Genomic DNA, 20,320 nt, shown 5'->3' on the forward strand with positions numbered 1-20,320 from the left:
TATCGCGTTACCCAGGGCGAATTGTTTCGCCCTAACGGATTAATACCAGTGTGTCGCTCTACGCTGACGAGCATGAGCCGGTTCGTGGACACCGTCGTGGCGACCGCAACAGGGGAACAGGGGAGCCGCAGAGGCATGACAACCGGGGAGCCGAGCACCCCGGAGCACCGAACGTGGGCCCAGGTGCACGCGCGCGCCACGCGCGTCGCGGGGGCCCTCGTGGAGGCAGGCGTCACACCGGGCGCGGCCGTCGCCGTGCTCGCGGGCGACCCCGCCGAGATCGCCCCCGCCGTGCAGGGCGCCTGGCTCGCGGGCGCCAGCACCACCATGCTCCACCAGCCGACAGCCCGCACGGACCTGGCCGAGTGGGCCGAGGACACCGTCCGGGTCCTCGGCATGATCGACTCCGGGCTGGTCCTGCTCGGCGCCCCCTTCGACGCCCTCTCACCCGTGCTCGTCGAGCGCGGCATCACCCACCACCGCATCACCGACCTCGACGCCGACCCGCTCACCACCCCCGTGGAGGTCCCCGAGAGCGCCACCGCCCTGCTCCAGCTGACCTCGGGCTCCACCGCCCACCCCAAGGCCGTCCGGATCACCCACGGCAACCTGTGGTCCAACATGGAGGGGATGCGCGAGGCCGTCCACCTCGACCCCGAGGTCGACCGCATGGTCTCGTGGCTGCCGCTCTTCCACGACATGGGCATGGTCGGCTTCCTGACCCTGCCGATGCTCTACGGCGTCGACCTGGTCAAGGTCACCCCCGTCGACTTCCTCGGCCGCCCGGTGCTGTGGCCCGAGCTGATCAGCCGCCACCGGGGCACCATCACCGCCGCCCCGAACTTCGCCTACGCCGTCGTGGCCAAGCGGATGCGCGGCCTCGCGGACGGCGAGCTGGACCTGTCCTCGCTGCGCATCGCCCTCAACGGCGCCGAGCCCATCGACCCGGAGGCGGTCCGCTCGTTCACCGCCGAGGGCGCCCGCTTCGGCCTGCCCCCCGAGTCGGTGCTCTGCGCCTACGGCATGGCCGAGACCACCCTCGGCGTCACGTTCGCGCCCGTGTTCACCGGCATGGCCGTGGACGTCGTGGACGCCGACCTGCTGGAGGCCGAGCGCCGCGCCGAACCGTCCGCCGAACCCGGCGCCCGCTCGTTCGCGCTCCTCGGCCCGCCCCTGCCGGGACTGGAGATCCGGGTCGTCGACGACGCCGGGACCCTCCTCGGCGACCGGCGGGTCGGGCGGCTCCAGGTGCGCGGCGAGGCCGTCACCCCCGGCTACCTGACCGTCGACGGCCCGGTGCCCACCACCGGCCCCGGAGGCTGGCTCGACACCGGCGACCAGGGCTACCTCGTGGGCGAGCAGGTCGTGGTCTGCGGCAGGCTCAAGGACGTCATCATCATGGGCGGCCGGAACATCTACCCGACCGACGTCGAGCGCGCCGCGACCGCCGTGGACGGGGTGCGGGCGGGCAACGCGGTCGCCGTCCGGCTCGACGCGGGCACCCGGCGCGAGCGGTTCGCCGTGGTCGTGGAGTCCCGGTTCGCCTCCGAGGAGGAGGAGGTCAAGCGGCTGACCAAGGCGATCACGGCGAAGGTCGTGGACGCGGTCGGCGTGCGGCCCTTCTCCGTCGTCGTGCTGCCGCCGGGGAGCGTTCCCAAGACGCCGTCCGGGAAGCTGCGGCGCACCTCGGCCGCCGCGCTCGTGACGGTCTAGCGGCAGGACAAAACCAGGGGAGGACGGCTCTTGTCCGCTCTTCCCGCGCCCCGGCGCGGGAAGAGCGGACAAGGGAAGGCGAGGCGCGCTCCGCACGCCGGGACTGATCGCGCCGCGGCGCGATCAGTGGAACTGGTTCTGCGCGGCTTCCAGGCCGGAGGACACCAGGGCCTCCACGGCGTCGGCCGCCCGGTCCAGCTCCAGCGCCAGCTGCTTGCGCTCCACCACCGAGAAGTCCTTCAGCACGTAGTCCGCCGGGTCCATCCGGCCGGGCGGCCGGTCCACGCCGAAGCGCACCCGCAGGTAGTCCTTCGTGCCCAGCGACCTCGTGATCGAGCGCAGCCCGTTGTGCCCGTTGTCACCGCCGCCGAGCTTGAGCCGCACCGCGCCGAACGGCAGGTCCAGCTCGTCGTGCACCACGATCACCGACGCGGGCTGCGCCTTGTAGAACTTGGCGGTCCCCGACACCGGGCCGCCCGAGTTGTTCATGTAGCCGCGCGGCTTGGCCAGCACCACCCGCTGCCCGGCCAGCCTGCCCTCGACCACCTCGGCGCCGCCCTTGTGCGCCTTGAACCGCCCGCCGACCCGGTCGGCCAGCTCGTCCAGCACCAGGAACCCCGCGTTGTGCCGGGTGCCCTCGTACTTCGGGCCGGAGTTGCCCAGGCCCACCACGAGGGTCAGCTCATCGCCCACGGAACCGCAACTCCCGCTCCAGCTCGTCCAACAGGTTGTCGACCTCGCGCACCCGGTACCCGCGCCGCATCCCCGACGTGGTGGTGAACCTGGTGTGGCGGACCTCGCCCGCCGTCATCCGGCGCCCGCCGTCCAGCGCGAGCGCGGCCCGCGCGAGGAAGGCGTCGACCTCGGCGCGATCGTATCCGGAGGTCGACCGGGGCAGCTCCACCGCCAGCAGGTCCCGCCCGGACCGCAGCGAGGTCGGGGGCAGCGCCTGGTGGGCCAGCTGCCACTCCAGACCGGCGAGGAACCGGTCCACGGCCTGCTGCTCGTAGCCGCCGGGCACCTCCCGGAACACCGCCGCGCGCACCTGCTCCGGGCTCACCCTGGCCCGGCCGGAGAGCGCGTCGGCCACCCGGTCCAGCAGCGCGTGCACCTGATCGGGGTCGTAGCCCCTGGCCCGTCTTCGCGGGAACCGGGCCGCGCGCACCCGCTCCGGGGCCAGACGCGGGAACGGCTCCCCACCACCGGCGTGCGGTGGTGGGGAGCCGTTCGACCAGCCCGACGTGATGGGCTCAGCTCTCCGGGGTCGCCTCGGCGCCCTCTTCGGTGCCCATGGAGGCAGCCGACGGGGCGTCGTTGACGGCGAGGATCAGCACCTCGGGGTCGGTGGCCAGGGTGGAGCCCTTGGGGAGCTCCAGGTCCGACGCGTGCACCTGGGTGCCCGCGCCGAGACCGGCGATCGAGAACTCGATCTGGTCCGGGATGTTCAGCGCGTCGGCCTCCACCTGGATGGTGGTGCTCTCCTGGGTGAGGAGGGTGGCCGCGGCGGGCTCGCCGGTCAGCACGATCGGCACGTCCACGGTGACCTTCTCGCCGCGCTTGACCAGCAGCAGGTCGACGTGCTCGATGTAGTTCTTCAGCGGGTGGGTCGTGACGGTCTTGGTCAGGGCCAGCTCGGTGGCGCTGTCGATGTCCAGCGTCAGGACCGCGTTCTGACCGTGCTCACGGACGACTCGGGCGAACTCGAGCGCCGGCAGAGCCAGGTGCTTCGGGTCGGAGCCGTGGCCGTAGAGCACCGCGGGGATCTTGCCGGCGCGACGGGTGCGGCGGGCAGCGCCCTTACCGAACTCGGTGCGCTGCTCGGCGGCGAGACGGACCTCGGACACGGTGGGGCTCTCCTTCGATATGGCCTTCGCACGTCGGGCAAGGCGTAAGCGGGGTGCTGGCCTGCGACGGAGGGCGGCGCGGAAGGGATGGGCACGCGCATCACCACAACCGCCGCGTCGATCACGCCGAGCGTGATGCTCGTCCTCGCCGAGGCAACCCGACCAGTGTAGGACGACCGCGACGTCCTGGCCTAATCGGGGGGTGGGGTGGCGCGGGCAGGGGGGGCGCGGGGTGGGGACGCGGCGCGGTGGAGGCGGGGGTGGTTAGCCCGAACGGCGATCACCCGGACGGGGGGAGAGGTGCTGCAGGGGGCGGTGGCAAGCGTTTGCGGCGGTGGGGCGGGGGAGGCTTCGGGACCGCGCGATCAGTGGGCGGCTGGACGGGGGTGGTCTCCGGGGGCGGGAGCGCACCCCGGCCCTCGAAACGGGCAGCGGCCCGACGGGGAGTCCCATCGGGCCGCTGGTCCGGTCGATCGGCTCCTCCGGAGCCGAAAGCCGACTCCCCCGGAGTCGGGGAGAGCCGACGCGGAGATCACCGCGCGAGGGCTGTCACGCGTTGCCGTCGAACAGGCTCGTGACCGAGCCGTCCTCGAAGACCTCCTGGATCACGCGCGCCAGCAGCGGCGCGATCGGGATCACCGTCATCGCCTCGAAGCGCTTCTCCTGCGGGATCGGCAGCGTGTCCGTGAACACCACCTCACGCGCGCCGCAGCTCTGCAGCCGCTCCACCGCCGGGCCCGAGAGCACCGGGTGGGTGGCCGCGATCACCACGTCGGACGCGCCCTCGGCGAGGAGCTGGTCCACCGCCTTGGTGATCGTGCCGCCGGTGTCGATCATGTCGTCGATCACCACGCACAGCCGGTCCTTGACCTGGCCGACCACCCGGTTCGCCACGACCTCGTTCGGCCGCAGCGGGTCGCGGGTCTTGTGGATGAACGCGATCGGCGTGCCGCCGAGCGTGTCCGCCCACTTCTCCGCCAGCTTGGTGCGCCCCGCGTCCGGCGAGACCACGGTGATGTCGTGGCCCGCGTACTTGTCGCGCACGTGCTCGGCCAGCAGCGGCATCGCCCACAGGTGGTCGACCGGGCCGTCGAAGAAGCCCTGGATCTGCGCGGTGTGCAGGTCCACGGCCACCAGGCGGTCCGCGCCCGCGGTCTTGAACAGGTCGGCGACCAGGCGGGCCGAGATCGGCTCGCGGCCCCGGTGCTTCTTGTCCTGCCGCGCGTACGGGTAGAACGGCATGATCACCGTGATGCGCTTCGCGGAGGCCCGCTTCAGCGTGTCCACCATGATCAGCTGCTCCATCAGCCACTGGTTGATGGGCGCCTTGTGCGACTGGATGACGAACGCGTCGCACCCGCGCACCGACTCCTCGAACCGGACGAAGATCTCGCCGTTCGCGAAGTCGTACGCGGCCTGCGGGGTGACCGACACGTTGAGGTGCTTGGCCACCTCCTCGGTCAGCTCCGGGTAGGCCCGCCCGCCGAAGAGCATCAGGTTCTTCTTGGGTGTCCCGGACATGATCGGGTTCTTCACGTCAGCGCCCTTCCTCGTTCTTCTCCGCGACCTGAGACAGGGCGCGCTCGGCGGCATCAGCCGCGGCGGTTCCGGGCCGCCGGGTGAGCACCCAGTCGGCGAGGTTGCGCTGGGGACCGCCGGAGACGGCCAGCGCGCCGGGGGGCACGTCGCGCCGCAGCACGGTCCCCGCGCCGGTGTAAGCGCCGTCGCCCACGGTCACCGGGGCGACGAACATGTTGTCGGAGCCGGTCCGGCAGTGCGAGCCGATGACCGTCCGGTGCTTGGTGACGCCGTCGTAGTTGACCGTGACGCTGGCGGCGCCGATGTTCGACTGCTCGCCGATCGTCGCGTCCCCGATGTAGCTCAGGTGCGGCACCTTGCTGCCCGCGCCGATCTCCGAGTTCTTGACCTCGACGAACGTGCCGATCTTGCCGTCCGCGCCCAGCCTGGTGCCGGGCCGCAGGAAGGCGAACGGGCCGACGCTCGCGCCCGCGCCGATCACCGAGCCGCTGCCGTGGGTGCGCACCACGCTCGCGCCCGCGCCGACCGCGCAGGCGGACAGCGTGGTGTCCGGCCCGACGACCGCGCCCTCGCCCACGGTGGTGCCCGCGCGCAGCTGCACGCCCGGCTCCACCAGCGCGTCCCGGCCCAGCTCCACGTCGGCGTCCAGCCAGGTGGTGTCCGGGTCGACCACGGTCACGCCCTCGCGCATCCAGCGCTCGACCAGCCGCCGGTTCAGCTCCTTGCCGAGCCTGGCCAGCTGCACCCGGTCGTTGACGCCCTCCACCAGCCACCGGTCGCCGGTCACCAGCGCGCCGACCCGGCCGCCGTCGCCGCGCGCGATGCCCAGCACGTCGGTCAGGTACAGCTCGCCCTGGGCGTTGTCGGTGCCCAGCCGGGACAGGGCGTCGCGCAGCACGACCGCGTCGAACGCGTACACCCCTGAGTTGATCTCGGTGATGGCCCGCTCGGCCTCGCTCGCGTCCTTCTGCTCCACGATGCCCAGGACCGAGCCGTCCGCGTCGCGCAGGATGCGCCCGTAGCCGGTCGGGTCGTCGAGCACCGCCGTGAGCACGGTCGCCGCGTTGCCGCGCGCCCCGTGCTCGACGAGCAGGGCGCGCAGCGAGTCCGCGTCCAGCAGCGGCACGTCGCCGTAGGTGACCACGACGGTGCCGGTCAGGTCCTCGGGCAGCTCGGCCAGGCCGCAGCCCACCGCGTGCCCGGTGCCCTTCTGCTCCTCCTGGACGGCGACCACGACCTCGCGCCCCAGCGCGCCCGCGACGGCCCCCAGGTGCTCGGTGACCGCCTCGCGGCCGTGCCCGACCACCACGGCCAGGTGCGCGGGGTCGGCGCCCGCCGCGGCCCGCACGGCGTGCTCGACCAGCGAGCGGCCCGCGAGCCGGTGCAGCACCTTCGGGGTGGCGGAGCGCATGCGGGTGCCCTCACCCGCTGCGAGGACGATAGTGCTGACCGGGGCGGGAACACCCTGGAGCATCAGCGGCTCTCCCTCTGCTGAGTCCGTGCCTGCGGCGGGAGGCCTGGCTCCCGCCAGGTGCCGATACTAAGCCTCCGCGGGTGCTTCCCCGTCTGCCGAAGCAACCTGGCAGCCACCTCTGCGCTTCGCGGTGTACATCGCGGAGTCCGCTCTGGACAGCGCCTGGTTGTCGCTCTCCTGGGGGCGCACCGCGATCACCCCGACCGACAGCGTCACCCCCCTGGACAGGTCGGATGGCAGGCCAGCGACGGCGTCCACGGCTCTGGCCAGCGCCGCCTCGGCCAGCGACAGGGTGGTCCCCGGCAGCAGCACCACGAACTCGTCGCCGCCGTACCGGGCCACCATGTCGTCGCCCCGCAGCGCGTGCCGCAGTGTGCTGGCAATCACGCGCAGGACGTCGTCACCCTCCGCGTGCGAGTGCTTGTCGTTGACGCCCTTGAACCCGTCCAGGTCGACCAGCGCCACCGCCATCGGCAGGGTCTGCGCGGCGACCAGCGCGGCCAGCCGCTCGTCCAGCGCGCGCCGGTTCGGCAACCCGGTCAGCGGGTCCTGCATCGCCTGCTGGGCGATCGCCCCGTGCGCCCTGGTGAGCCGCTCGTGGTCGCGCCGGGTGATCAGCGTGGCGGTGCGGGCCTCCTGCATCAGCCACAGCTCCACCTCCAGCGCGCTCGCGTACGTCTGGAGCGCCGAGACGGTGTGCTCGCCCTGCGGGCCCGCCAGCCGGGCGTACTCGCGCACCAGGCACAGCATCAGCGTCGGCTCGGAGGTGTCGGTGGCCAGCTTCGTGCGGGCGTGCGTGAGCACCTGCAGGGCCTGCTGCGGCAGCTCCTCCATCTCCAGGCAGCGCGCCAGCGCGATCGACACGATGATCAGCTCGCGGGCGTACATGGACAGCTCGCGCAGCGTCCACAGCCGGGCGATGTGCTCGGGGCCGGGGCTCGCCAGCGCCTGCGCGGCGCCGATCACCGGCACCTGCTGCGCGGCGGTGCGGTCCCGCCTGCGCGGGTGCAGCGACTGCAGGAACGGCGCCTCGGTCGCCTCGGCGATCCGCGCGGCCATGGTGAACCGGGCGGCGGCCTCCTCGTGGTTGTTCACCCGCTCCAGCCGCAGCCCCCAGCCCAGCAGCATCCGCACCCGGTTCACCAGGTGCACGTAGATCAGGTGGGGGTTGGCGCTGTCGCGGATCGCGTTGTGGGCCCTGGCCAGGACCTCGTCGGCCATCTCGTAGACGCCGAGCTGGGTGAGCACTAAACCGGTGTTCTGCAGCGCCGAGGCCAGCAGGCGGTCCCAGGTGCGCTTGTCCAGCACCGGGTCCGGGGTGAGGTCCTCCTCCAGCATCGCCAGCCCGTTGGCGATCTCGCTGAGCGCCTTGTCCTCCAGCCCGACCAGCAGGTACCTGCGGCCGAGCAGGGCGTGCGCCTCCGCCTCCAGCACCACCAGGCCGTGCCTGCGGGTGTGGGTGAGCATCTCCTCCAGCAGGGAGTCCGACATGTCGCCGACCCCCGGCGTCACCAGGCGCACGACGGCGGCGGCGCGCAGCAGCTGCGCCACGATCCTGGGCTCGCCCCGGCTCTGCGCCTCGGCGAGGATCTCGTCGACCTCGTTCGCGGCGTCGAGCTGCTCGGCGACGTGGCTGCTCTGCGCCACCGCGACCAGCTCGCTGGCGCGGCCGACCAGCCAGGCGTCGGACATCTCCTGGAGCGCGGGCACGACGCTGGCCTGCTCTTCGACGGCTTCCCCCGGCAGCGACCAACACCCCCCTACGCAGGGCAGGCCGGGCCGGAGGGCCCGACCCGGTTCCGAGACACTCTCGCTCCGCCACCAGGATTCGAACCTGGACCATCGGAACCAAAATCCGAGGTGCTGCCTTTACACCATGGCGGATCGGACGGGGACTTCCCCGGCCGCGGGAACACATCGTGTCACGGGCGGGGGTCCGCGGTCAGCACCACCACGCGAGTGGCGGCGCTCTCCTCGACAGTGGATCATAACGGAGCGTGTAGCGCCTGGTCACGGCGGGGTGGTGAGCGAAGTCACGAAGTCGGCCAGCTCGCGCTCGTAGCGCGCCCGGTCGGCGTTCCAGGCCGCGACGTGCGCCGCGCCGGGCACCTCGACGTACCGCACGTCCCAGTCCAGCGCCCCGCTCGCGGCCCGCGCGGCGAGGTCCCTGCTGCCCTGCACCGGCACGGTCGTGTCCGCGTCGCCGTGGACCAGCAGCGTCGGCGGGCGGTGCGCGGGCGGGTGGTCGGCCAGGTCGAAGCGGGAGAAGTCCAGGTCCGCCCGCCAGCCGGAGACCAGCTCGGCCAGCGGCACCAGCCAGGTGGGCACGCCGCGCTCGCGGGACTGGAGCTCCAGGGTGCCGGTCCAGCTGGTCACCGGGGCGTCCAGGACGAGCGCGGACACCTCGCCCGCCAGCTCGGAGCGGGCCAGCAGCTGGCCCGCGATCGCGCCGCCCATGGACCAGCCGTAGAGGACGATCTTCCCGGCCCCGCTGTCCCTGGCGTAGCGGACGGCGGCTTCGGCGTCCCGCCACTCCGAGTCACCGAGGTGGTAGAGCCCGTCGGGCGAGGCGGGGGCGCCGTCGTCGTTGCGGTACGTGATCGACAGGACGGTCAGGCCCGCGTCGTGCAGCACGGGGAGCGCGCGGAGGGTCTCGGCGCGGGTGCCCGCCCTGCCGTGCACGGCCACGACCCAGGCGCCGCCGTCGCCGCCGCTGCCGGGCACCAGCCACGCGGGCGCGTCGCCCAGCTCGGTGGGCACGCTCACGTCCCGGTAGTCCAGGCCGAGCGCGCTGCGCGGGTCGCTCGCCCAGACCGAGCCCTCGACGCGGACGCGGGTTCCCGCAGCCGGCGCGGTCCCCTTCGTGATCGGCCTGCGGACCTCGCCGCCGGAGCGGGAGGCCACGTCGCCGACCTCCAGCTCACCGCCCGGCCACACCAGGCCCCAGGTGCCGCGCTGGGCGGTGTTCCCGGAGTCGGCCAGGACGACCTCGCCGTCCGACGCGCCCAGCACCACGTCCGGGAAGCCCGGTCGGGCGGTCGCCGGGTTGAGCAGTTGCTCGCTGTAGTGCCACCCGATGCCGCCCGAGGCGGCCACCGTCAGGACCAGCGAGGCCGCGACCACCATCGCCCCGATCCGCCGGAGGCGGTTGGACCGAACGCCAGAAGAATCCCGCACCCGATGATCCTGCCCGAACGGGTGACAGGTGGAGGAGCTTCCTGAGAACAACCGGTAAAAAGCCGCACCCCCCTGGCGGGAGCGGCGGGGACTAACTTACGCTGGCGTAAGTTACGGTTCCGTAGGTAGCTTCCGGACGACGACGAGGTATCGCATGACGAGCACCGTGGAGAGCAAGTCCACGTCCAGCCCGCCCGCCAAGGGCCCCAAGCCGCTGGTCGAGGGGCAGCGCGGCAATGCTGAGCAGTTCGGCGTGTACGTGTTCGTCCTGGTGCCCTTCCTGGCGCTGTTCGCGGCCATCCCCGTCGCGTGGGGGTGGGGTCTGGGCTGGGTCGACGTGGCCCTGTTCGCCGCGTTCTACTGCATCGCCGGGCTCGGCATCACCGTCGGGTACCACCGGTACTTCACGCACGGCTCGTTCAAGGCCAACCGGGCGCTCAAGATCGCCCTGGCCATCATGGGCAGCATGGCCCTGCAGGGCCCGGTCATCGTCTGGGTCGCGGACCACCGCAGGCACCACGCCTTCTCCGACCGCGAGGGCGACCCGCACTCGCCGTGGCTGTTCGGCAGCGGCCCGATCGCCCTGGCCAAGGGCTTCTGGCACGCCCACATGGGCTGGCTGTTCGAGCGCGACAAGACCAACGCCAGCCGCTTCGCCCCCGACCTGCTGGCCGACGACGACCTGGTGAAGGTCGACCGGCTGTTCTGGCTGTGGACCACCATCAGCGTGCTCGCGCCCGGCGTCCTCGGCGGCCTGATCACCATGTCCTGGTCCGGCGCGCTCACCGCGTTCTTCTGGGCGGGCCTGGTCCGGGTCGCGTTCCTGCACCACGTGACCTGGTCGGTCAACTCGATCTGCCACATGATCGGCGACCGGCCGTTCACCGCCCGCGACAAGTCCGCCAACTTCTGGCCGCTGGCGATCCTGTCCTTCGGCGAGTCGTGGCACAACCTGCACCACGCCGACCCGACCTGCGCCCGGCACGGCGTCAAGCGCGGGCAGATCGACATCTCGGCCCGGATCATCTGGGCCTTCGAGAAGTTCGGCTGGGCGACGAACGTGCGCTGGCCGAACGCGCAGCGGCTCACCCGCATCTCCGCCAAGGACAAGCCCAAGGGCGAGAAGGAGAAGCAGGCGGCCTGACCCCCGTGACGCCACCACGCGCCCCGAGGCCCGCACGGGCTTCGGGGCGCGTCGGTGTTTAGGCTGGTCCCGACCGGGTGTCGGGAGAAGGAACAGGGACGCTGTGCCAGCCCCAAGGGTTCGGATGACGGGCAAGGAGCGGCGCGAGCAGCTGCTCGACGTGGCGCGCGCACTGTTCGCGGAGAAGGGCTACGAGGTCGCCTCGGTCGAGGAGATCGCGCACCGCGCGGGCGTGAGCAAGCCCGTGGTGTACGAGCACTTCGGCGGCAAGGAGGGCATCTACGCCGTCGTGGTCGACCGGGAGATGCAGTCGCTGATGGACCACGTGGTCAACGCGCTCTCCGGGGGGCACCCCAGGGAGCTGCTGGAGCAGGCGGCCTGCGCGCTGCTGGACTACATCGAGGGGTCGACGGACGGGTTCCGCATCCTGGTCCGCGACTCGCCGGTCGCGTCGACCACCGGCACGTTCTCGTCGCTGCTCAACGACATCGCCTCGCAGGTCGAGCACATCCTGGGGCTGCACTTCTCCCGGCAGGGCTACGACCGGAAGCTGGCCGCGCTGTACTCCCAGGCGCTGGTGGGGATGGTCGCGCTGACCGGGCAGTGGTGGCTGGAGGTGCGCAAGCCGAAGAAGGACGAGGTGGCCGCGCACCTGGTCAACCTGGCCTGGAAGGGGCTGTCGAGCCTGGAGCACAAGCCCAAGCTGCGCAACCGGCCGTGAGCGGCGGGGTTCCGGCGGTAAAGCGGTTGCCCGGCCGCTGACACTGGTCTGGTGGAGAGCAGGCAGATCAGGGCCGACTTCGACGAGCGGACCCTCGTCGTCTACCAGGCGTACTCGCCGGAGATCGCGGAGCCGGCGCTCGCGGCGGGGACGTTCGTGCCGCCGTTCAAGCCCGGCCGGATGACGTGGGTCAAGCCGTCGTTCCTGTGGATGGCGTACCGGTGCGGGTGGGCGCGCAAGGCCGGGCAGGAGCGGGTGCTGGCGGTCCGGGTGCTGCGGGAGCCGTTCGACGCCGCCGTGCTGGCCGCCGTGCCCAGCCGGGAGGTCGTCGAGGGCAAGCCGGAGATCCGGGTGCAGTGGGACCCCGAGCGGGGGCTGCGCCACGAGGCGCTGGGGCACCGGTCGTTGCAGCTCGGGCTGGCGGGCGGGGCGTCGCGGCGGTACGTGGAGGAGTGGATCACCGGGTTGACGGACGTGACCGGGCTGATGACGCGGGTCGGGGCGGCCGTCGCGGCGGGGGAGCTGGAGCTGGCGCGGGAGCTGCTGCCGGTGGAGCGGGCGTACCCGTTGGAGGTCTGAGCCCCTGACTTCCCCTTCCGCACGTTGGGCTCACGCCGGGCCGGGCATCCTCGGGGCATGGGTCGAATCGCCGGATTTGCCGCTGTCCTCCTGTTGACCGGGTGCGCCGCGACACCCGCCACTGGCGACGGGTCCTCCACGGGGAGCGCCGCGCCGACCGAGGGGGCCGCCGCCGGGCTCACCGTCGAGACCGTCGCCTCCGGGCTGACGCACGCCTGGGGCATCGACTGGCTGCCCGACGGGCGGATGCTCGTCACGCAGCGGTCGGGGACGGTCAGCGTCGTGGAGAACGGCCAGGTCAAGAACCTGGACGTGGACACCGGGGCGGTCGCCAGGGGGGAGGGCGGGCTGCTCGGGGTCGCCGTCCACCCCGGAACCAGCCGGTTCACCACCTGCCAGAACACCGCCTCCGACATCCGCCTCACCACCTGGGAGCTGGGTGGCGGCGACGCCGTCGGCAAGGTCGGCGACCTGCTCACCGGGCTGCCCGCCAACCCCAGCGGTCGGCACTCCGGGTGCAGGCTCGCGATCGACGTCGACGGGAAGCTGCGCGTCGGCACCGGGGACGCGGCCCGCGCCGACACCTCGCAGGACCGGGACGGGCTCGGCGGGAAGACGCTCGTCGTCGACCTCGGGACCGGGGAGCACCGGGTCGAGACGTACGGGCACCGCAACGTGCAGGGGATCGCGGTGCGCTCGGACGGGCTGGTGGTCAGCGCCGAGCACGGGCCGTCCGTGGACGACGAGCTGAACGTGCTCAAGCCCGGCGCGAACTACGGCTGGGACCCCAGCCGGGGCGGCACGCAGGGCGGGTACGACGAGGGCGTGCCGATGACCGACCTGGAGCGCTTCCCGGACGCGGTGCCCGCGATCTGGTCCAGCGGCAGCCCCACCGAGGCCATCTCGGACGCGGCGTTCCTGCAGGGCGGGCAGTGGGGCGGGCTCGACGGGGCGCTCGCGGTGACCGCGCTGAAGGGCTCGAAGCTGTTCCTGTTCGAGATCACGCCCGAGGGCGGGGTGCACTCGGTGTCCGTGCCGCCGGAGCTGGACGGGACCAAGGGCAGGCTGCGGGCCGCCAAGCAGGGGCCGGACGGCGCGCTGTACGTGACCACCTCCAACGGCGACGGGGACGAGGTCCTGCGGGTCACCGCCGCGGGCTGAGCCGGTCGGCGGGGTCGGCCGTCGCGGCCCCGCCCGAATCCCCGTCCAGGGACTTGGCCAGCTCGACGAGGGTCCGGTAGACGTCCCGCAGGTCCGACTGCGCGCCCTTCTTGCCGTCGCGGTCGGTCGGCCTGGCGAAGGTCGGGCACACCTCGCGCACCCGGCGCACGGTGTCCCTGACCACCCGCGCGCCGCACTCGGTGAAGCCGTCCACGAGCCGCCCGTGCTCCCCCGCGCTCATCCACGGCCGCCTCGGCGGCACGACGTCCGGGTGGTCCAGGAGCAGGACCAGGCGGTTGAGGTCGTAGTCGGGGTGCGGCCTGCGGGCCTGGTGGAAGCGGCGCTCCTCGTAGCTCGCGCGCCGCTCCGCCACCGCCGCCAGCACCGCCCGCACCTCCTCCGGGGTGGCCACGCCCCACTCGCGCGCGTGCGCCCACAGCGCCGCCGAGCGCTCGTCGCGCGCCCGGTCCGCGACGCCGGTCAGGAGGCCGAGCACGTCGAGGCGGGGCGCGGTGCGGCGCGGGACGTGGTGCACCGCCCGCACGCTCGGCCGCAGCGCCCGGTACTCGGGGACCGGGTCCAGGTCGGCCGGGGTCCCGACGTGCAGGACGTGGGTCGCGCAGGACCGCAGGCCCGCCGCGATCCCGGCGAACCGGGCGCGCGCCGACCCCGTCCGCCGCCCCGAGGCCGCCGAGGCGCAGGTCGGCAGGACCAGCACCGCGCCCCGGAACCGGGGCAGCGACGCCGGGTCCACCTCCTGGACCGTGGTGAGCCACGTCGCGACCCCTCGCGCGCGCAACTGGTCGGCGGCCCGCTGGGCCAACCGGTAGGACAGGTCCCCGTAGCCGTACACCACCAGCCAGGGGGTCGGGAAAACGCCGGAACCGGCCATGCCGGGGATTGTGGGGTGCGGGCTTGATCGGCGTCAACGCGGGAAACGGCAGGTCAAGGCCGGCAGTGGGGGAGATTCACCGGAGCGGCGGACTATTCGGGAATAATTCCAGCAAGAATGTGAACAACGCCTGCGGGCGACGGGGCCGCCGACCCGCCGGTCCGCCGAGGACCGGCGCGCTGCCTCCCGTCGGTCGTACCCTGGATCGGAGCCCCCACCCCCGGCGCCTCGTCCAGGGCAGGGGTCTGTCCGCGTTTTCCACCAGGTTTTCCACCAGTCACGGGAGCCGCACTCCGATGTCCCAGCCCGGCCCGCTGTCCGGCCTGCTGACCGCCGTCCTGCCCGACAAGGCCCTGCGCGCCCTGGCCGACGCCGCGGGTTCCCCCGAGCTGGAGCTGGAGGGACCGCCCGCGGCCCGGCCCCTGGTGGCCGCCGCGCTCTCGCGCACCTCCCCGGTGCTCGCCGTGACCGCCACCGGGCGGGAGGCCGAGGAGCTGGCCTCGGTCCTGCGCGACCTGGTCGGACCCGAGGCGGTGGCGATCTTCCCGTCCTGGGAGACCCTGCCGCACGAGCGGCTGTCCCCCAGGGCCGACACGGTCGGCGCCCGCCTCCAGGTGCTGCGCAGGCTCGCCCACCCCGGCGACCGGCCGCTGCGCGCGGTCGTGGCCACGGTCCGCAGCCTCATCCAGCCCATGGCCCCCGGCCTCGGCGACCTGGAGCCGCTCGACCTCGCCACCGGCTCCGAGCACGACTTCGACGCCCTCCTGCACCGGCTGGCCGAGCTGGCCTACACCCGCGTCGACATGGTCGAGAAGCGCGGCGAGTTCGCCGTGCGCGGCGGCATCCTGGACGTCTTCCCGCCCACCGCCGAGCACCCGCTGCGCGTGGAGTTCTGGGGCGACGAGGTCACCGAGATCCGCCCGTTCTCGGTGGCCGACCAGCGCTCCCTGCCCAAGCAGGTCGACGCGTTCACCGCCCCGCCGTGCCGCGAGCTGCTGCTCACCGAGCGGGTCCGCGCCCGCGCCCAGGAGCTGGCCGCCGAGCACGAGGCCGACGCGCAGCTCGCCGAGATGCTCACCAAGCTCGCCGAGGGCATCCCGTCGGAGGGCATGGAGGCGCTGATCCCCGCCCTGTGCGATGGCGAGCTCCAGCTGCTCACCGACCTGGTCCCGGACGGCACGCACGTGCTGGTCAACGACCCGGAGAAGATCCGGGCCCGTGCCCGCGACCTGGTCCGCACCGGCCAGGAGTTCCTGGAGGCCTCCTGGATGGCGGCGGCGGGCGGCGGCAAGGCCCCGATCGACCTCGGCGCCTCCGCCTACCGCTCGCTCGACGAGGTCGCCGACGCCGCGCGCGCCGCCGACAAGCCCTGGTGGACGCTCAGCCAGCTCACCACCGAGGGCTCGGACGTGCTGCGCCTGGAGTTCAAGCACGTCCACGCCTACCAGGGCGACGTGGACCGGGCGTTCGCCGACCTGCGCGCCCACACCGCCGCGGGCGGCACCGCCGTCCTGGTCGTGCCCGGCACGGGCACCGCCCAGCGCGCCACCGAGCAGCTGCGCGAGGCCCAGGTCGGCGCGGTGTGCGTGGACTCGCTGGACGAGCCGCCGAGGACCGGCGCGGTCACCGTGGTGCGCGGCGCGCTGGAGGACGGCTTCGCGCTGCCCGAGCTGGCCCTGGTGGTGCTCACCGAGACCGACCTGACCGGCGGCCGGGGCGGGACGTCCACGAAGGACATGCGGCGGATGCCGTCCCGCCGCCGCAACGCCGTCGACCCGCTCGCCCTCAGGACCGGCGACTACGTGGTGCACGAGCAGCACGGCATCGGCCGGTACGTGGAGATGGTGCAGCGCACCGTCGCGGGCGCCACCCGCGAGTACCTGGTGCTGGAGTACGCCTCCAGCAAGCGCGGCCAGCCCGGCGACCGGCTGTTCGTGCCCACCGACCAGCTCGACGAGGTCTCCCGCTACGTCGGCGGCGAGCTGCCCACGCTCAACAAGCTCGGCGGCTCGGACTGGAAGAACACCAAGGCCAAGGCCAAGAAGGCGGTCAAGCAGATCGCCGCCGAGCTGGTGCAGCTCTACGCCGCCCGGCAGTCCGCGCCCGGCCACGCGTTCGCGCCCGACACCCCGTGGCAGCGCGAGCTGGAGGACGCGTTCCCGTTCACCGAGACCGTCGACCAGATGGCCGCCATCGACGAGGTCAAGGCGGACATGGAGCGCGGCGTCCCGATGGACCGGGTCATCTGCGGCGACGTCGGCTACGGCAAGACCGAGATCGCGGTGCGCGCGGCGTTCAAGGCCGTGCAGGACGGCAAGCAGGTCGTGGTGCTGGTGCCCACGACCCTGCTGGCGCAGCAGCACCTCAACACGTTCACCGAGCGGATGCGCGCGTTCCCGGTCGTGGTGCGGGGCCTGTCCCGGTTCACCGACCCGACCGAGGCAGAGCAGACCACGACGGGGCTCGCCGAGGGCGACGTCGACGTGGTGATCGGCACGCACCGGCTGCTGCAGAAGGGCCTGCGGTACAAGGACCTCGGCCTGGTGATCGTGGACGAGGAGCAGCGCTTCGGCGTCGAGCACAAGGAGCACATCAAGGCGCTGCGCACGCACGTGGACGTGCTGACGATGTCCGCGACGCCGATCCCGCGCACCCTGGAGATGTCGCTGGCGGGCATCCGCGAGATGTCCACGATCCTCACCCCGCCCGAGGAGCGGCACCCGATCCTGACCTACGTCGGCGGCTACGCAGACAAGCAGGTCGGCGCGGCCATCCGGCGCGAGCTGCTGCGCGACGGCCAGGTGTTCTACGTGCACAACCGGGTCTCCTCGATCGAGAAGGCCGCCCGGCGCATCCGCGAGCTGGCGCCCGAGGCGCGCGTGGTCACGGCGCACGGCCAGATGAACGAGGACAAGCTGGAGAAGATCATCCAGGGGTTCTGGGAGCGCGAGTACGACGTCCTGGTGTCCACCACGATCGTCGAGACCGGCCTGGACATCTCCAACGCCAACACGCTCATCGTGGAGCGCGGCGACCTGCTCGGCCTGTCCCAGCTGCACCAGCTGCGCGGGCGCGTCGGCCGGGGCCGCGAGCGCGGGTACGCGTACTTCCTCTACCCGCCGGAGTCCCCGCTCAGCGAGACCGCGCACGACCGGCTCGCCACCATCGCGCAGAACACCGAGCTGGGCGCGGGCATGGCGGTGGCCATGAAGGACCTGGAGATCCGGGGCGCGGGCAACATCCTCGGCGCCGAGCAGTCCGGGCACATCGCGGGCGTCGGCTTCGACCTGTACGTGCGGCTGGTCGGCGAGGCGGTCGAGGCGTTCCGCCGCTCCGCGGGGGCCGACGGCGAGCTGGAGGTCGAGCCTGCCGAGGTGCGCGTCGAGCTGCCGGTGGACGCGCACATCCCGCACGACTACGTGCCGGGCGAGCGGCTCCGGCTGGAGGCGTACCGCAAGATCGCGGCGGCCGTCGACGAGGCGGGGCTGACGGCGGTGCGGGACGAGCTCAAGGACCGCTACGGCGCGCCGCCGCTGCCCGTGGAGCGGCTGCTGGACGTGGCCAGGCTGCGGCACACCTGCCGCGCGCACGGCGTCACCGAGGTCGCCCTGCAGGGCAGCTCGATCCGGTTCGCGCCGCTGGAGCTGAAGGACTCGCAGGTGGTTCGGCTGCGCAGGCTGCACCCCAAGGCGGTCTACAAGCAGGCCGTCTCGACGATCACGACGCCTCGGCCCACCGAAGGCGCGGCGGGCGGCCGGATGGGCGCGCCCCCGCTGCGCGACCAGGAGTTGCTCGCCTGGTGCGCCCACTTCCTGGAATCACTCGCGGGAGCGCCCGTGAGCGGTGTCACGAGTTCGTGAGAGGGTACTGGGCGTGAGGACTGTGCAGAGGCGCTTCACCCTGACCGTCGCGGCCGTCGCACTGCTGGTGTCGGGCTGCGGCTCGGGTCCGGCCAAGATCGGGTCGGCGGCCGTCGTCGGCGACTCGGTGGTGCCGCTGGCCGACATCCAGCACCAGCTCCAGCTGGTGCTCGCGAAGGAGCCGGACGTCAAGGTCGCCCTCCAGCGCGAGCGCAAGCTCGACCAGGTCGCCGACACCCTCGTGCAGATCAAGGTGTGGCACGAGCTGATCGCGAAGGCCGCCGCGAACGAGGGCGTGACCGTCACCGAGGACGAGGTGGCGGAGGCCGTCGAGAGCGCGGGCGGCGCCGAGGCCGCCTCCCAGGGCACCGTGTACACGAAGGAGACCTTCGCGGAGCGGGCGCGGGACCAGCTGCTGCTGGTGAAGCTGGCGGGCAAGTACGCGGACCGGATGGAAGTCACCTTCGACTACTTCTTCACCACCAGCGGTGAGGACGCGAAGGAGAAGGCCAGGCAGGTCGCGGCGGACCCTGGCAAGATGGCGGGCTTCATCGCCGCCGCGCCGAGCGGCCCCGAGGGCCAGCAGCTCGCCGGGCGCGGGCAGAAGGTCAGCTCCGCCGAGTCGCCCGAGGCCGCGCAGGCCCCGCTGTTCGGCGCCGAGCCCGGCACCGTGCTGGCGTACCCGCCGAGCCAGAGCAGCTCGCAGTGGCTGGTGGCCTACGTGACCGACCGCGACACCGACGCGACGGCGAGCGGGCTGGACGCGTCCACCTCGCAGCTCACCCCGTCCGCGCTGGAGGGCATCGGCCTGCGGCTGATGCAGACCCTGGCCGGGTCGCCGAAGGTCGAGCTGAACCCGCGCTACGGCGTGTGGGACCCGATCAACTACGGCCCGGTGCCGAGCGAGGGCGAGCTGAGCGGCCTGCAGCTGAAGGCGAGGCAGGTCCAGTCGTGACGTCGGACGTCCCACCCGCCACAGCGCCGACCGGGCCTGAGCCGGGCGCTGCGGCTCCGGGCGCTGTGGCTTCGGGCGCTGCGGCTCCGGGTGCCGCTGCGTCGAACGCCGCCGTGCCGAACGCCGCCGTGCCGAACGCCGTGCCCCCGGTCACCGTGATCGTGGTCAGCGCCCGCCTCGGCTGGGCGGTGCCCCTCGCGGAGCTGTCCGTGCTGCGGGCGGCGTCGGTGGTCTGCGCGGGCGCGGGCGTGCCCCTCCAGGAGGGGGTGCGCCCCGCGCCCGGCTCGGCCGCCGACCTGGACGCCGGGTCGGTGCTGCTCACCGCGGACCCCGCCGAGCCGCTGGCCGCCGAGCTGGTGGCGCGCGGGGCCCGGCTGGTGCGCGCGCCAGAGCCGCCGATCGTCGAGGCGGTCGCGGTGATGGACCGGCTGCGCTCGCCCGGCGGCTGCCCGTGGGACGCCGAGCAGGACCACGACTCGCTGCGCAAGTACCTCGTGGAGGAGACGTACGAGCTCCTGGAGGCCATCGAGGACGGCGACCGGGACGCGATGCGCGAGGAGCTGGGCGACGTCCTGCTCCAGGTGCTGTTCCACGCCCGCGTCGCCGCCGAGCACCCCGAGCGCCCGTTCGGGGTGGACGAGGTGGCGGCCGACCTGGTCGCCAAGCTCGTCGGCAGGCACCCGCACGTGTTCGCGGGCGGCGACCCGGCGGTGCGCGACGCCTCCACCCAGGAGCACCGCTGGGAGGAGCTCAAGCAGCAGGAGAAGAAGCGCGGGTCCAGCGTGGACGGGGTCGCCCTCGGGCAGCCCGCTGCGGCGCTGGCGGCGAAGCTCGTGCAGCGGGCGGCCCGCGCGGGCTGGCCCGCCGACCTCGTCCCGGACGGGGACGACACCGGCACGACGCTGTTCGGGGTCGCCGCGCTGGCGAGGCTGGCGGGGGAGGACCCGGAGGCGGAGCTGCGGGCGGTGGCGCGGGCGTTCGAGCGGAGCGTGCGGCAGACCGAGCTCGCGGCGCGCGCTGCGGGGCGGACGACGCTGACCGCCGAGGACTGGCGGGAGTTCTGGAAGGCTGAAGCCGCAGGCTTCAGAACCGCTCCCTGAAGCCGCAGGCTTCAGAACCGCTCCCGCTCTCGCAGCACCAGAGCCTTCGCGGCACCCCACCAGGTTTTGATCTTCTCCTCGAACCTCGAAGGCACTCAAAGACCGAGGGATCGTTCAACAAGAGGATTGTTGAACGATCCCTCGGCTTATCTGGGCTCCTC

Annotated in this window: 16 protein-coding genes and 1 tRNA gene; 8 read left to right on the forward strand and 9 right to left on the reverse strand. The window is 73.1% G+C overall.

Annotated features, from left to right (window positions below; all coding sequences use genetic code 11):
* Nucleotides 1-72 precede the first annotated feature (72 nt).
* On the forward strand, nucleotides 73-1,713 hold the full coding sequence (locus tag AMIR_RS03280) for a fatty acyl-AMP ligase (protein ID WP_012783277.1): 1,641 nt from the start codon (nucleotides 73-75) through the stop codon (nucleotides 1,711-1,713).
* A gap of 123 nt (nucleotides 1,714-1,836) precedes the next feature.
* On the opposite strand, the gene pth is transcribed toward AMIR_RS03280, so the two are convergent.
* The 8 genes from pth to AMIR_RS03320 all read right to left on the reverse strand — a co-directional run bounded on the left by pth (nucleotide 1,837) and on the right by AMIR_RS03320 (nucleotide 9,696).
* The gene (gene pth / locus AMIR_RS03285) at nucleotides 1,837-2,406 is read right to left on the reverse strand and encodes an aminoacyl-tRNA hydrolase (RefSeq protein WP_012783278.1); all 570 of its coding nucleotides are present in this window, start codon (nucleotides 2,404-2,406) and stop codon (nucleotides 1,837-1,839) included.
* Nucleotides 2,396-2,878, reverse strand: a complete 483-nt coding sequence (locus AMIR_RS03290; protein ID WP_012783279.1) for a DivIVA domain-containing protein — start codon at nucleotides 2,876-2,878, stop codon at nucleotides 2,396-2,398. Before AMIR_RS03290 ends, pth begins: the two co-directional genes overlap by 11 nt.
* Nucleotides 2,879-2,963: 85 nt before the next feature.
* Entirely contained in the window at nucleotides 2,964-3,557 is a 594-nt protein-coding gene (locus AMIR_RS03295; RefSeq protein WP_012783280.1) for a 50S ribosomal protein L25/general stress protein Ctc, read from the reverse strand.
* 549 nt (nucleotides 3,558-4,106) lie between these two features.
* Nucleotides 4,107-5,078, reverse strand: a complete 972-nt coding sequence (locus tag AMIR_RS03300; RefSeq protein WP_012783281.1) for a ribose-phosphate diphosphokinase — start codon at nucleotides 5,076-5,078, stop codon at nucleotides 4,107-4,109.
* A gap of 16 nt (nucleotides 5,079-5,094) precedes the next feature.
* The gene (gene glmU / locus AMIR_RS03305) at nucleotides 5,095-6,570 is read right to left on the reverse strand and encodes a bifunctional UDP-N-acetylglucosamine diphosphorylase/glucosamine-1-phosphate N-acetyltransferase GlmU (RefSeq protein ID WP_012783282.1); all 1,476 of its coding nucleotides are present in this window, start codon (nucleotides 6,568-6,570) and stop codon (nucleotides 5,095-5,097) included.
* A gap of 66 nt (nucleotides 6,571-6,636) precedes the next feature.
* Complete coding sequence (locus AMIR_RS03310; RefSeq protein ID WP_049797068.1) at nucleotides 6,637-8,262, reverse strand: GGDEF domain-containing protein; 1,626 nt, start codon at nucleotides 8,260-8,262, stop codon at nucleotides 6,637-6,639.
* 121 nt (nucleotides 8,263-8,383) lie between these two features.
* Nucleotides 8,384-8,454, reverse strand: a tRNA-Gln gene (locus AMIR_RS03315).
* Between the two features lie 126 nt (nucleotides 8,455-8,580).
* Nucleotides 8,581-9,696 (reverse strand): alpha/beta hydrolase family protein, encoded by a 1,116-nt coding sequence (locus AMIR_RS03320; RefSeq protein ID WP_041836550.1) that lies wholly within the window; start codon nucleotides 9,694-9,696, stop codon nucleotides 8,581-8,583.
* A 205-nt stretch (nucleotides 9,697-9,901) separates the two neighbouring features.
* Here AMIR_RS03320 and AMIR_RS03325 point away from each other — a divergent pair, with 205 nt between their 5' ends.
* The 4 genes from AMIR_RS03325 (at nucleotide 9,902) to AMIR_RS03340 (ending at nucleotide 13,352) form a co-directional block, all read left to right on the forward strand.
* Entirely contained in the window at nucleotides 9,902-10,891 is a 990-nt protein-coding gene (locus AMIR_RS03325) for an acyl-CoA desaturase (RefSeq protein ID WP_012783285.1), read from the forward strand.
* A gap of 124 nt (nucleotides 10,892-11,015) precedes the next feature.
* The gene (locus AMIR_RS03330; protein WP_041836551.1) at nucleotides 11,016-11,612 is read left to right on the forward strand and encodes a TetR/AcrR family transcriptional regulator; all 597 of its coding nucleotides are present in this window, start codon (nucleotides 11,016-11,018) and stop codon (nucleotides 11,610-11,612) included.
* A gap of 51 nt (nucleotides 11,613-11,663) precedes the next feature.
* Nucleotides 11,664-12,191: a DUF4291 domain-containing protein gene (locus AMIR_RS03335; protein WP_012783287.1), complete on the forward strand. Its 528-nt coding sequence runs from the start codon at nucleotides 11,664-11,666 to the stop codon at nucleotides 12,189-12,191.
* Between the two features lie 57 nt (nucleotides 12,192-12,248).
* Nucleotides 12,249-13,352, forward strand: coding sequence for a PQQ-dependent sugar dehydrogenase (locus AMIR_RS03340; protein ID WP_012783288.1), 1,104 nt, complete (start codon nucleotides 12,249-12,251; stop codon nucleotides 13,350-13,352).
* Here the strand turns inward: AMIR_RS03340 and AMIR_RS39940 are convergent.
* Nucleotides 13,336-14,244 carry a hypothetical protein gene (locus AMIR_RS39940; RefSeq protein WP_012783289.1) on the reverse strand — a complete coding sequence of 303 codons (909 nt, stop codon included), beginning with the start codon at nucleotides 14,242-14,244 and terminating at the stop codon, nucleotides 13,336-13,338. The genes AMIR_RS03340 and AMIR_RS39940 overlap by 17 nt on opposite strands.
* 296 nt (nucleotides 14,245-14,540) lie before the next feature.
* Here AMIR_RS39940 and mfd point away from each other — a divergent pair, with 296 nt between their 5' ends.
* From mfd to AMIR_RS03360, 3 genes are all read left to right on the forward strand, one after another.
* Nucleotides 14,541-18,104, forward strand: a complete 3,564-nt coding sequence (mfd, locus tag AMIR_RS03350; protein ID WP_012783290.1) for a transcription-repair coupling factor — start codon at nucleotides 14,541-14,543, stop codon at nucleotides 18,102-18,104.
* A gap of 13 nt (nucleotides 18,105-18,117) precedes the next feature.
* Entirely contained in the window at nucleotides 18,118-19,059 is a 942-nt protein-coding gene (locus AMIR_RS03355) for a SurA N-terminal domain-containing protein (RefSeq protein WP_012783291.1), read from the forward strand.
* A 113-nt stretch (nucleotides 19,060-19,172) separates the two neighbouring features.
* Nucleotides 19,173-20,159, forward strand: a complete 987-nt coding sequence (locus tag AMIR_RS03360) for a nucleoside triphosphate pyrophosphohydrolase (RefSeq protein WP_012783292.1) — start codon at nucleotides 19,173-19,175, stop codon at nucleotides 20,157-20,159.
* Nucleotides 20,160-20,320: the final 161 nt, after the last annotated feature.

The sequence above is a fragment of the Actinosynnema mirum DSM 43827 genome, from assembly GCF_000023245.1.
GTDB lineage: Bacteria > Actinomycetota > Actinomycetes > Mycobacteriales > Pseudonocardiaceae > Actinosynnema > Actinosynnema mirum.

Excerpts from the sequence above, each read along its gene's own strand:
- glmU (WP_012783282.1), bottom strand. The coding sequence starts at position 6,570 with ATGCTCCAGGGTGTTCCCGCCCCGGTCAGCACTATCGTCCTCGCAGCG.
- AMIR_RS03300 (WP_012783281.1), bottom strand. The coding sequence starts at position 5,078 with ATGTCCGGGACACCCAAGAAGAACCTGATGCTCTTCGGCGGGCGGGCC.
- AMIR_RS39940 (WP_012783289.1), bottom strand. The coding sequence starts at position 14,244 with ATGGCCGGTTCCGGCGTTTTCCCGACCCCCTGGCTGGTGGTGTACGGC.
- AMIR_RS03325 (WP_012783285.1), top strand. The coding sequence starts at position 9,902 with ATGACGAGCACCGTGGAGAGCAAGTCCACGTCCAGCCCGCCCGCCAAG.
- AMIR_RS03340 (WP_012783288.1), top strand. The coding sequence starts at position 12,249 with ATGGGTCGAATCGCCGGATTTGCCGCTGTCCTCCTGTTGACCGGGTGC.
- AMIR_RS03280 (WP_012783277.1), top strand. The coding sequence starts at position 73 with ATGAGCCGGTTCGTGGACACCGTCGTGGCGACCGCAACAGGGGAACAG.
- mfd (WP_012783290.1), top strand. The coding sequence starts at position 14,541 with ATGTCCCAGCCCGGCCCGCTGTCCGGCCTGCTGACCGCCGTCCTGCCC.
- AMIR_RS03310 (WP_049797068.1), bottom strand. The coding sequence starts at position 8,262 with ATGTCCGACGCCTGGCTGGTCGGCCGCGCCAGCGAGCTGGTCGCGGTG.
- AMIR_RS03330 (WP_041836551.1), top strand. The coding sequence starts at position 11,016 with ATGACGGGCAAGGAGCGGCGCGAGCAGCTGCTCGACGTGGCGCGCGCA.
- AMIR_RS03320 (WP_041836550.1), bottom strand. The coding sequence starts at position 9,696 with ATGGTGGTCGCGGCCTCGCTGGTCCTGACGGTGGCCGCCTCGGGCGGC.